General features: G+C 35.0%; 10 protein-coding genes. All 10 read right to left on the bottom strand.

All coding sequences use genetic code 11. The annotated features are described in order from the left end of the window. Nucleotides 1–233: 233 nt before the first annotated feature. Nucleotides 234–1,109 (bottom strand): N-acetylmuramoyl-L-alanine amidase, encoded by an 876-nt coding sequence (locus CKV71_RS06405; protein WP_095104889.1) that lies wholly within the window; start codon nt 1,107–1,109, stop codon nt 234–236. Further along, nucleotides 1,106–1,558 (bottom strand): D-aminoacyl-tRNA deacylase, encoded by a 453-nt coding sequence (dtd, locus tag CKV71_RS06400; protein ID WP_095104888.1) that lies wholly within the window; start codon nt 1,556–1,558, stop codon nt 1,106–1,108. The genes CKV71_RS06405 and dtd overlap by 4 nt, the downstream gene beginning before the upstream one ends. A 15-nt stretch (nt 1,559–1,573) precedes the next feature. Beyond that, nucleotides 1,574–3,763, bottom strand: coding sequence for a RelA/SpoT family protein (locus CKV71_RS06395; RefSeq protein WP_095104887.1), 2,190 nt, complete (start codon nt 3,761–3,763; stop codon nt 1,574–1,576). Between the two features lie 373 nt (nt 3,764–4,136). After that, a complete protein-coding gene (locus tag CKV71_RS06390; RefSeq protein WP_095104886.1) occupies nt 4,137–4,655 on the bottom strand; it encodes an adenine phosphoribosyltransferase in 519 nt (172 codons plus the stop codon). A gap of 20 nt (nt 4,656–4,675) precedes the next feature. Further along, a complete protein-coding gene (gene recJ / locus CKV71_RS06385) occupies nt 4,676–6,952 on the bottom strand; it encodes a single-stranded-DNA-specific exonuclease RecJ (RefSeq protein WP_095104885.1) in 2,277 nt (758 codons plus the stop codon). 135 nt (nt 6,953–7,087) lie between these two features. After that, entirely contained in the window at nt 7,088–9,364 is a 2,277-nt protein-coding gene (gene secDF, locus CKV71_RS06380; protein WP_095104883.1) for a protein translocase subunit SecDF, read from the bottom strand. Nucleotides 9,365–9,811: 447 nt separating this feature from the next. Further along, a complete protein-coding gene (gene yajC / locus CKV71_RS06375) occupies nt 9,812–10,072 on the bottom strand; it encodes a preprotein translocase subunit YajC (protein ID WP_082080543.1) in 261 nt (86 codons plus the stop codon). 13 nt (nt 10,073–10,085) lie between these two features. Then, entirely contained in the window at nt 10,086–11,225 is a 1,140-nt protein-coding gene (gene tgt / locus CKV71_RS06370; RefSeq protein ID WP_095104881.1) for a tRNA guanosine(34) transglycosylase Tgt, read from the bottom strand. 18 nt (nt 11,226–11,243) lie between these two features. Beyond that, nucleotides 11,244–12,269, bottom strand: coding sequence for a tRNA preQ1(34) S-adenosylmethionine ribosyltransferase-isomerase QueA (queA, locus tag CKV71_RS06365; protein WP_095104879.1), 1,026 nt, complete (start codon nt 12,267–12,269; stop codon nt 11,244–11,246). After that, nucleotides 12,259–13,275: a Holliday junction branch migration DNA helicase RuvB gene (gene ruvB / locus CKV71_RS06360; protein ID WP_095104877.1), complete on the bottom strand. Its 1,017-nt coding sequence runs from the start codon at nt 13,273–13,275 to the stop codon at nt 12,259–12,261. Before ruvB ends, queA begins: the two co-directional genes overlap by 11 nt. Nucleotides 13,276–13,281: the final 6 nt, after the last annotated feature.

Genomic DNA, 13,281 nt, shown 5'->3' with positions numbered 1-13,281 from the left:
CTATGGCTCCTCTTTCAACAATTAACGCTTGTAAAACGAGAGTTGATTTCGCAAAATCAAACTCCACCTCTTCTTGTGTTCAATCATGACAAAAATACTCTGAATAATCTTTCAGCCACGGATTATTTCTCTAATTGCATTTCTTAATGTCTATTCAAGAATAATAACAGTTTTCTTATTTTCTTTACTATTCAGATACTATCATAACGATTTTATGATATGTTTGCAACTGTTTAATTTGAAAAATAGGTTCTAAGCCCATCAACAATTGCTTGTTCTACAATATGACGATGCAATTCATCTCGAATCATCATCTCATCAGTAGGATTACTAATATAACCTAATTCAATCAATACTGCTGGTATTTTAGATTGGCGCAGTACTTGATAATTTTCTTGTCTCGCGCCTTTTGGAGAAAGTATAGCTTTCTTTTGAATACTCATACTTAAAGCTTCAGCCAAGCCTTCTTGTTGTTTTTTAAACCAATAGACTGTTACTCCATTTGCATCAGGTGATTTCAGCGCATCATTATGTAAGCTGATAAATGCGTCGCCGCTCAAATTACGATCTTTGAGTTTGACGTATTCATCTTTATCACGCGTCATTTTAACTTTTGCACCTTCTTGTTCAAGCAACTTCTTTAGCTCTTGACCTGTTTTAAGCGTGTAATTTTTTTCTAAGGATTTAAAATGAGTTGAACTGGAAGCACCTTGGTCACCGCCTCCGTGACCAGGATCCAGCACAATCTTTTTATTCTTTAAAGGTTTGGCATTTGGGTTGTTATCTGGTTCAATATTCAAATCAGTATGCCATCCAGCAATCCATCCCTTTTCTTTGCCATCTTGTGTTGTTACATAAATCCACTTGCCTTTTTTATCCAGTTGTTTAAAGGTTTCACCTTTTTCAGCCGGATAAATTTCTGGATAAACAGCATTGGGACCTGTACGTAGTTCAGCATCTTCTTTCATTGTTACTTTATCATCATGATCAGTTTGATAATTTGCTACTAAGATAATGATAAATAATAAAATAATTAAAGCGATTAAGGCAATAAATATAGGAATCGGTTTGAGTTTACGTTTCTTAAACCAATTTTCGATACGGTTCATATAATTTTGCCATCCTGACTTTCATAAATAATCGTCACAGGACCGTCATTTTCAATATTAACCAACATATCTGTGCCAAATTCTCCAGTTTTCACTTCAACACCATATTGTCTGAGGGCCTCATTAAAAGCTTCATATAAATGATTGGCTTCCTCAGGTGGTTTAGAATTAGAAAATCCTGGACGATTACCTTTTTTCACATCTGCATATAATGTAAATTGAGAAATCGACAAAATTGCTCCATTTACTTGTTGGACATTTAAATTTAATTTGCCATTTTCATCTTCAAAAATACGTGCATTAATAATCTTCTTGGCTATTGCTTCTACGTCCTGTTCAGTAGAATCTTGACCAACACCGACTAAAAGACAAAGTCCTTTGCCGATTTCTTCATGTATTGATTCATTTGTGACGGATGCTTGTTTCACACGTTGTACGACAATTTTCATTATTTAACACCTCTGTTAATTCCAAACTCTTGTTACTGTATATACATCGCCAAGTTGTTTGATGCGTTCTACAACTTTAAATACTTCGTTGACATTTTTAACCATGACGCTTAAGTTGATGATTGCATTTTTTTCAACATCGGACTTACCAGCAACTTTAACTAAATTACTATCTGTTGCATTGACGGCTTGCAGTACTTCGTTGAGCAAACCATTGCGGTCATAAGCTGTTACTTCTAAATCAACTTGATAGCGTTGCGTGGAGTCTTTAGATTTAACCCACTCAACATCAATCAAACGTTCTGTTTCATTCTTGATATTCGGACAATCTGTTCGATGTACTTTAATGCCGTGGCCTTTGGTAATATATCCCACAATATCATCACCTGGAATCGGATTACAGCATTTTGACAACTTGATCAGTACATTTTCGATACCTTCCACGTATACACCGCTATCAGTAGTAATGTGATCTTTTATTGGCACCGACTTTGTTACTTCTTGTGCTGCATTCAATGCTTTTTGCTTATCTAAAATACGTTGTTTTTCCGTTAATTTATTTACAATTTGAGAAGATGTCACGCCACCGAATCCGACTGCTGCAAATAAATCATCTTCGTTAGAAAAATTATATTTATCATTGACCGCTTCAATATTATCTTCAGTTAAAACATCTTCAACTTTAAAGCCTTGATCTTTAATTTCAGCTTCAACCATAAATTTACCTTTTTCAATATTAGAAGAACGATCTTGTTTTTTGAAAAAGCTTTTAATTTTACTTTTAGCACTAGATGATTTTACAATTTTCAACCAATCTCTGCTTGGCCCATAAGAATGCTTACTCGTACGTATCTCAACTATATCTCCTGTTTGCAATACATAATCGATAGGTTCTATTTTTCCATTGACTTTTGCCCCGATCATTTTATTTCCGACTTCACTGTGTACTGCGTAAGCAAAATCAATTGGCACAGCACCGTACGGCAATTCAATGACATCACTTTGAGGTGTAAAGGCATACACTTTATCACTTTGTAGATCGAATTTAAGAGATTCCATAAATTCTTGTGCATCATTTGCTGTTTTATCCGCTTCTGCTAAATCTTTAAGCCACGATAATTTTTTAGCATATCCCGAATTATCTTCTGTAACTTTCTTGCCCTCTTTATAAGCCCAGTGTGCTGCTACACCATGTTCAGCAATTTCATGCATTTCTTGTGTACGAATTTGAATTTCTAAAGGATCACCATTTGGACCTACTACTGTGGTATGCAAAGATTGATACATATTTTGTTTCGGCATGGCAATGTAATCTTTAAAACGGCCCGGCATAGGTTTCCATAGAGTATGAACTAAACCAAGTACTGCATAACAATCTTTAATAGAGTCTACTATAATACGTACTGCTAATAAATCGAATATTTGATCAAATTGTTTCTTCTGTTTCATCATTTTACGATAAATACTATAGATATGCTTAGGTCTGCCGTTTATTTCACCGTTAATTTGCATCTTATCCATTTCAGCTTGTATCCGATCGATTGCATTAGTGATATATGCTTCTCTTTCGCTACGTTTCTTTTTCATTAAATTGACAATTCTAAAATATTGAACGCCATCAATATATCGTAAAGCAATATCTTCAAGTTCCCATTTAATAGTATTGATACCTAAACGGTGTGCAAGCGGTGCATATATTTCTAATGTTTCTTTAGAAATACGAATTTGTTTTTCTCGCGGCATCGCTTTAAGTGTTCGCATATTATGCAATCTATCTGCTAATTTAACTAAAATTACTCGTACATCTTTAGCAATTGCTATAAACAATTTACGATGGTTTTCAGCTTGTTGCTCTTCTTTGGAACGGTATTTAACTTTTTTAAGTTTAGTTACCCCTTCTACTATCATTGCAACTTCATCGTTAAACATTGCTTTAACATCATCAAATGTGTATGGAGTATCCTCAATCACATCATGTAGAAAACCTGCTACGATAGTAGGTCCATCCAAATGCATTTCAGTTAAAATTCCTGCTACTTGAATTGGATGCATGATATAAGGCAGACCATTCTTTCTGAACTGTCCTTGATGTGCTTCATAAGCAATATGATAGCTTTTCAGTACATGCTCGTATTCTTCCTTGCTTAGATAAGATTTAGCTTTATATAATACTTCGTCTGCGCTATATGGATATTCATTATTCACATTAGACACCCCCACATATTCGTTAACTTTTAAAATGTTCGTATGAGGTATGTAAAATATAATCCAATTTGAATTTATTTTAGTATTGCGAAAATATTGCGGAAAGCTACCAACTTTCGTTCGCATACTTTACCTCGAACCTCTTTTACCTATTGTCCACATTTATTAAATAATACTTCTATATTACTATAAATTGAAAGATAAATGAACCTTTTCAATTTACAGTAGTTTTACATCCTACTTCTAAACTCACCCTTTTAACTTAAGAAGTTTACTTACAATTCTAATGAGATATTAATTTGAATGCAAATCAATATAAATAAACCGTTTACTGTGTAATCAGCAAACGATTTATTTTCTCTTATCTATTTAATTACTCATCATAAGAAATTAAGCTTAAAACGTCATAACCATCAAGTTTATCAATACCGTGCAAATATTTTAATTCAATAATAAATGCAATTCCTACAACAATTCCACCTAATTCTTCAACAAGTTTAATTGTAGCTTCAATTGTTCCGCCAGTCGCTAACAAATCATCAGTAATCAATACACGTTGACCTGGTTTAATAGCGTCTCTGTGCATAGTAAGTACATTTGTGCCATATTCTAAATCATATTCGTAACGAATGACTTCACGAGGTAATTTGCCCTCTTTTCTGACTGGAGCAAAACCGATTCCCATAGAGTAAGCAACTGGACATCCGATAATAAAACCGCGCGCTTCAGGCCCTACAACAATATCTACTTCTTTTTCTCGTGCAAATTCTACAATTTGATCTGTCGCATAACCATATGCCTTGCCGTTATCCATAATTGTTGTAATATCTTTAAAATCGACGCCCTCTTTCGGCCAATCTTGTACTTCTGAAACATACTGTTTTAAATCCATTTTTTCTATATCCTCCTAAATTACTTTGCTAGCTGCTCTTTTATCCATAATTTAACTTTTGAAAAATCATCATAAAGCAAAAACTTCTCTACGTCTATTCGATTCATTCTTGCTTGATAGAGTCGACTAGAAGTAATTTCTTTCTTTTCTACATCCTTGTTCACTGTTATTATACCATTATTATCTTCAATGAAATCCAATTCATTAAAGACTTTGAGCATAAAAATAAGTACATCTGGTTTTACATTCAAGTATTCACATAGTTGCATACCATCTTGTTTTAAATTCACATTATTTTTTGAAAGTAACGCTTTATAGCACTTCTTAAATTTATTCAAATCCGGCATGCCATCAAAATAAATGGAATTTCGATGGTTGAGTTCTAGTATAATTTGACTTTGCGGTAAAGAAGCCAGCGTATTTTCCATCGCCGTAATGGTTAAAGGCAACTCTTTAAAAATATAGCGTTCATATTCGTTTTCAATAACATCACCATAAAAATATTGATGCTCGTGTTCTTTTTCAGGCTTTTTATTTACAATTTCAGCAACAGGAACATCGTCATGCAGTTTTAACTGCTGTCTGGCTTTCCCTCTGAAATCTAATATTTGCAGCGTTTCAGATGCCATATCTTGAACCATAAACTGAGGAGATTGATTACCATTCCATTCGTTAATTTGTAATGTTCCTATCATGTTAATAGGTTGATTAGGTTCAATTTGGCTTGCGTAATCCCCATGCTGCCAATAAAGACTCTGTAGTTTGGAATTACCAAGTATCATTTTCAAATGCTTACCTTCTTGACCGATTCCTTTCGCTTGCATGATTTTAATATCATTAAGCTGAAAAAGCGGGCTTGTGAAGTCTGTACCAAAAGGTCTCAACTTTTGAATATCACGAATATTTTTTACTGTAATATCGTTTTCATCTAATACTAAATCTACGGTTTTACGTGGAGAAATATCTTTAGTACGAGAAATTTCCATCATATGTTGATTTAAAGCTTCACTTAACTGTTCAATATTTTCGATAGGCAACGTCATACCGGCCGCCATATGATGCCCTCCGAATTTGGTAATAAGCTCGCGCTCTTTGTCTAAAATATCATACATAGAGACTTGCTCGATACTTCTTGCTGAACCTTTAGCAAAATTTTGTGCGTTATCAATATTTAATATAATTGTAGGTAGGCCATAAGTTTCCACCACTTTGGAAGCTGCAATGCCCAAGACACCTTCGTGCCAATTTTCTTGTGCTAATACTAAAAATTGATTGCCTTTCTCAACTTGATTTGCTGCCATCAGTATAGCTTCGTCTGAAATTTCATTCACAATATCCTTACGCTCTTGATTAAAATGTTCAACTTGCTCAGCTAGAAATTCTGCATCTTCTGGGTTCTCAGACATTAACAATTCGGCTGCTAAACTTGCATCATCCAATCTTCCTACAGCGTTTAATCGTGGACCAATCACAAATCCTATTGTTTCTTCTGTAATAGTGTCTTTGTATCCAGCATGATTAAGTAATGCTTGAATAGACGGGAATTCTGTCTGATTTAATATATCTAAGCCGCTTTGTACAATTGCACGGTTCTCATCTGTCAAAGAAACTAAATCAGCGACTGTTCCGATCGCGGCTAAAACCGTAAAGTAGGATGCAGGATGATCTAACAAGGCTTGCGCTATTTTTAATGCTACGCCCGCTCCACTTAAGTATTTAAAAGGATAATTAAATTCAGGATGCATCGGGTGGACAATAGCAAAGGCTTCTGGTAGTGTTTCACCGATTTCATGATGGTCTGTCAGAATCACATCCATACCTAATTCTTGTGCTGCTTTAATTTCCTTATGGCCTTGGATTCCGTTATCTACGGTAATAATCAAATTAACGCCCTCATCATATGCATTTTTGAATGCAGCTTCGTTAGGGCCGTATCCTTCTGTAAATCGATTAGGAATGTACCAACCCACTTCAGCACCTAACTCTTGAAGTGTAGAAACTAAAATTGACGTTGAGGTCACGCCATCAGCATCATAATCTCCATATACTAATATACGTTCTTGATTATCAATAGCCGTGTTAATCCGATCTATAGCTTTTTTCATATCACTCATTTCATAAGGATCATGATGGATTGTAGATTTTTGCAATACCGCTTCAATATCTTCTTTTTCAATTATATTTTTGCTTTCTAAAATCTTCTGTACAATTGGTGTTATTTTCATTTCTGAGACGACTTGTTCAGAAATTTCTTTTGAATTCTGTTTCAAATCCCATTTGAATTTTGCTTTAATCATAAACCGGCTTCCCTCTTTTCCACATGTCATTATACAAAAGAACCATTTAAATAAAAAGTAACTTCTCTATCTTAACATTTTTTAACGAGAAAAGGGGCTAGAACAAATTAATGTCCTAGCCCCTCACCAAATCGATTATACGAGTATTTTTTCATCATTACTGCGTTTTTCACGATGAACAACTAATCTATGATCAGGCGTTTTTTTCAATTGACGTTTCTTCATCATGCCCCATAAAGGAACAGCAATAAAGATAGATGAGAACACCCCTGAAATTAAACCGATTAATAGCGCGAGTGCAAAGTTAAAGATACTTGATGCACCAAAGATTAATAATGCTACTACTACGATTACAACTGTTAATACTGTGTTAATCGATCTTGTTAATGTTTGTCTAATAGAATGGTTGACAATATTATCGATTTGTTCTGGTTTCGTAATGACTTTAATCTTACTTAAGTTTTCACGAACCCTATCGAAAGTAACGATAGTATCATTAATGGAATAACCGATAATCGTCAGTACTGCTGCAATAAACGTTACATCTACTTCTATTCTAAATAAGCTGAAGACAGCTACAATCATAAAGGCATCATGTAATAATGAGATGATTGAAGATAGTCCCATACGCCATTCAAATCGTAATGAGATGTATATAATCATACCGATTGAAGCATAAATTAATGATAACAACGCATTTTTAGCGATTTCTTGTCCAATGACAGGCGAAACAGTATTTACTGTCGGATCATTACCGAATTTATCATTAATAGTTGATTTTACTTTAGCAACTTCATTTTTACTTAAGTCATGTTTAAACTGCACTGAAGCACTGTCATTGTTTCCAGATAGTGCCACTTGGTCTGGCTTCATGCCCACTTTATCTAAAGTATTTGTCACACTTTGTTGTGTGATTTTATGATCAGCCTTCATATCGATACGTGTACCACTTGTAAAGTCGATACCTAGATTCAATTTAAAGATAAAGAGAATCACTATACCTGCTAATATCACAATACCACTGAACCAGAATAACGGTTTAGCAAGTTTCATAAAGTTCCAATGATCATATGGCGTTTTCAATTGATAAACATCAATACCTTCGTTGATATTATGTCTATCTTTCTTGTTAACACCAAATAACCAGAAGCTGTTTTTGAAATAATTAGACTGAACAAGCAAGGATAATAAGATACGTGTTAAGAATACTGCTGTCACGAAACTCATTAAGATTGCTAGTAACAACATCGTCGCAAACCCTTTAACAGCACTTTCACCAAAGAAGAATAGCACTGCAGCGGCCAGCACTGTAGTCAAGTTGGCATCCAAAATAGTGATAAAGGAACTTTTATTCGCCTTATGGAATGCTTGTTTGAGGGTTCGGCCAATCCTCAATTCATCTTTAATCCGTTCATACATAATAATGTTGGCATCCACAGCCATACCTACACCTAACACTAATGCGGCCAAACCAGGCAATGTTAACACGCCATGGATAAAGTTGAAGGCTACAAGAGTGATATAAATATATGTTGTTAATGTAATCACTGCAATAATACCAGGCAATCTATAGAAGCCGACCATGAATAAGTAAATAACGCCGACACCTAATAAAGAACCAAAGATTGTTTTATCAAGAGCATCTTGACCGAACTGTGCACCAACTGAGTTAGAGTACAATTCTTTCAAGTGAACTGGTAGTGAACCTGAGTTCAATAAGTCCGCAATTTGTTTTGCTTTTTGAACACCTTTTTCACCATTGAATCCACCAGAAATTTCTACACTGTCTGAGTTGATTGGTTGGTCAACAGAAGCTGCAGATACATATTTCGGATCTTTTTTATCTTTTTCTTTTTGATAACTGTCGCCTTTTTCATAGTCTAACCAAACAACCATAACGTTATCTTTACGTTTGGAAATTTCTTCTGTTACTTTTTTGAATTTTTTGCTGTCTTTCAATTTAAAAGTAACGGCAGGTTGGTTCGTATTTTGCTTGAATTCTTGTTTTGCAGAACCTTGTACTAAATCTTTACCTGTCAATTTAACATGATCGTCAGAATCACGAATGGTTAAATTGGCTTGAGAAGATAGGATGTCTCGCGCTTCATTTTGATTTTTAACACCGGCTAATTGAACACGAATCCGGTTATTATTTTCAACTTGAATTTTAGGTTCGGAAACCCCAAGCACATTGACCCTGTTTTCTAAGGTTTTTGCTGTTGCTTGAACAGCCTTATCGTCAATTTTCTCACCTTTTTCCAGTGGGTTGACTTGATATAATACCTCAAATCCACCTTGAAGGTCCAATCCTAAACGGACGTCTTTAACTACACTCTTGTAAGTTGCTGCCATACCTGCAAAAAGCAAAACAACCAACAGCAAGAATGCAATTATTCTACTGTTTTTCTTCACATGAACACCTCATTATTTACTTATGTAAATAGCATACTCGATAATTCAAACTTACTGCAAGTCAAAACAAGTCAAAAGTATTGTTTCTCTTTGGATTGCAGTATTTAAATGAACCACACAAGTTTACTATATCTGCATATGTCTTTCAAAAATCACGATTAAATTTAAAAAAGTCTCAAACAATCGAGATTTCAAAATAACATTACCTTACGCAAAGTTTATAATATTTAAATTACAGTTAAATCGTGTACCAAGAGTACATTATACACGCAATTATTTTAATTTAAAACAATGTTTCAGAATCGCAACGAAATAGTAATATTTCTTACAAAAGAAACACCTTCTCATTATCGTTTAAATAAAGATAATGAGAAGGTGTATTTTCAATATTATGTATAGAGCTACCCTTAACATTGGAATCTATACGTATGAATATTGTTTTATTATTTAGTCTGGATTAACTTGTTTGATTGCAGGTTTCTCAAAAGTTAATTGAGTTCCTTTATCATTAACTGAAATCACGACTGAAGTTTCGTCTAAAGAACGTACAACACCTTTAATACCACCAATAGTAGTAACGTGTTGACCTGCTTCTAAACGATTAATCATTTCACGGTGTTCTTTTTGACGTTTTTGTTGTGGTCGAATCATAAAGAACCACATAAGTGCTAATAATGCTATAGGTAAAATAAGACCAGTTAAATTCACAAAAATTACTCCTTTAAAAGTTTTTAGGATTTTCCACATTCAATCCATATTGCTCAAAGAATTCCTCTTTAAAATCTAAAAGACGATCTTCCCTAATGGCCTGTCTGATATCCTCCATTAATTTTAACAGAAAATACAAATTATGGTAAGTAGTAAGACGTATGCCGAAAGTTTCTTCGGCTTTAATCAAATGTCTCAAGTATGCACGTGAATAATTACGACATGTATAGCAATCACAATTAGGATCAAGCGGACCTAAATCATCAGCATATTTCGCATTTTTAATGACTACGCGACCTTCTGATGTCATACAAGTACCATTACGCGCAATACGTGTAGGCAAAACACAATCGAACATATCCATTCCACGGATACTACATTCGATTAACGCATCCGGGGAACCGACACCCATTAAATAACGAGGCTTATCTTTCGGCATAAATTGTTCTGTATGTTTAACCATATCGTACATAACAGGTTTCGGTTCGCCTACGGATAAACCGCCAATAGCGTATCCAGGAAAGTCTAATTTGACCAATTCTTCAGCACTTTGCTGACGTAAGTCTTTATACTCTCCGCCTTGAATAATGCCGAATAAAGCTTGGTCTTCTGGACGAGCATGTGCTTTCAAACAACGTTCTGCCCATCTTGTAGTTCTTTCAATTGAATCTTTAACATATTTATATTCAGCTGGCATTGGTGGACATTCATCAAATGCCATCATAATATCTGAGCCTAAATCATTTTGTATTTCCATTGATTTTTCTGGGCTTAAAAATAATTTCGAACCATTTTTATGATGTCTGAAATAAACACCCTCTTCAGTAATTTTTCTTAAATTACTTAAACTAAAGACTTGGAAACCGCCGGAATCCGTTAAAATCGGTCCATCCCAATTCATAAAACGATGCAGACCGCCTGCACGTTTAATTAATTCATTTCCAGGTTGTAACCATAAGTGATAAGTGTTTCCTAAAATGATTTTTGCATTAATATCATGCAACTCTTCAGGGCTCATAGTTTTTACAGTTGCTTTCGTACCAACTGGCATAAACATAGGTGTTTCAAAAGAACCATGAGGTGTGTGAACAATACCTAATCTTGCTCCCGATTGCTTACACGTTTTAATGTGTTCATATGTTACTGCAGGCATAAGCTGTATTCAACTCCCTTAAATAATTAACATTGCATCACCGAAACTAAAGAAACGATATTTCATTTCTACTGCTGTTCGATAAGCATTTAAGATATACTGTCTTGAACTGAAAGCAGAGACCAACATCACTAAAGTTGATTTCGGCAAATGGAAATTAGTAATTAATCCATCTATAGCTTTAAATTCAAAGCCTGGATAAATAAAAATATCGGTCCATCCGCTGACTGCTTTAAATTCATCATAATCACGACGAATCGTTTCCAATGTTCTCGTAGATGTAGTGCCTACAGAAATAATTCTCTTTCCGTTTTCTTTAGTTTGATTCAACAAATCAGCTGTTTCTTGAGTCATTTGATAGTATTCGCTATGCATTTCATGATCATCAATATTCTCGACACTCACGGGCCTGAACGTACCTAACCCTACATGCAAAGTGATGAAAGCAAGTTGCACCCCTTTAGCTTTGAGTTCGTCTAGTAATTCATCAGTAAAATGTAAACCTGCTGTAGGAGCTGCTGCTGAACCTGTTGCTTTCGCATAAACAGTTTGATATCTGTCTTGGTCTTCTAATCGTTCTTTAATATAAGGCGGTAACGGCATCTCACCAAGTTCGTCCAAGCGCTCTTGCAAAATACCGTCATATGAAAGACGCATAATTCTTCCGCCTTGGTCTAATTCTTTGATACACAAAGCCTCGATTTTACCTTCACCAAAAGATAACTTTTGGCCTACTTTTATGCGTTTAGCAGGTTTTAACAATACTTCCCAGTCATCGCCTTCAATTTGGGTCAACATCAGCATTTCTACTTTTGCTTTTGTTTCTTGCTTCACTCCAAATAATCGAGCAGGCATAACCTTTGTATCATTTAATACTAAAGTATCTCCTGGATTAATATATTCAATGACATCTTTAAAGTGACGATGATCTATTTCACCGTTTTCTCTATTCAACACAAGTAAACGACTTGTATCTCTATCTTTTAAAGGCGTTTGTGCAATCAGTTCTTCTGGCAAATCATAATCAAATTCTTCAATGTTCAAAATTGTCCCTCTTTCCATACTCTGCACTGAAATGGTCATATGCTAATGGTGTTGCTTTACGCCCTCTAGGTGTACGCTCTAAGAAGCCTTTTTGTATTAAAAAAGGTTCATAGACATCTTCAATGGTAATACGCTCTTCTCCTATTGAAACCGCAATGGTATCCAAACCGACGGGGCCGCCATTATATTGATTGATAATACAACTCATCATTTTATGGTCAATATAATCTAACCCGTAATCATCTACTTGCAGTAACTGCAGCGCGCGTTTGGTTGTTTCGATATAAATTTTGTCGTCTTCGTTGACTTGTTGGAAATCTCTCACTCGTTTCAACAGTCGATTTGCAATACGTGGTGTTCCGCGACTTCTTTTAGCTAATTCTATAGCACTTTCCTCATCAATTTCTGTATTAAGCACTTCAGCTGTGCGAATAATAATATCTTTTAACTCAGATTCTTTATAGTATTCTAAGCGCAAGTGTACGCCAAAACGATCACGAAGCGGTCCTGTCAGACTGCCAGCTCTCGTAGTTGCGCCTACTAATGTAAATGGTGGCAAGTCAATGCGGATACTTCTCGCTTCTTCACCTTTGCCAATGACAATATCTAAATAGAAATCTTCCATAGCTGGGTAAAGTACTTCTTCAACTACACTGCTGAGACGATGTATTTCGTCGATAAATAATACATCCCCTGGTTGCAATCCAGACAAAATTGCAGCTAAATCTCCTGGACGTTCAATAGCTGGACCTGTAACCGTCCGGATGTTAACCCCCATTTCATTAGCGATAATATTTGATAAAGTAGTCTTACCTAAACCTGGAGGTCCAAATAACAGCACATGATCGAGAGGTTCTTCTCTCAATTTGGCAGCTTTAATAAACACTTCTAAATTAGATTTAATTGAAGCTTGGCCAATATATTGTCTAAGAAGATGGGGTCTTAATGATAATTCAAACGATGATTCATCCTCATGCAATGATTGATCTACCATTCTATCATCCATTGTGTC

This window comes from Staphylococcus piscifermentans (genome assembly GCF_900186985.1).
Classification (GTDB): Bacteria; Bacillota; Bacilli; order Staphylococcales; family Staphylococcaceae; genus Staphylococcus; species Staphylococcus piscifermentans.
This window is presented reverse-complemented; position numbering and strand designations above follow the sequence as displayed.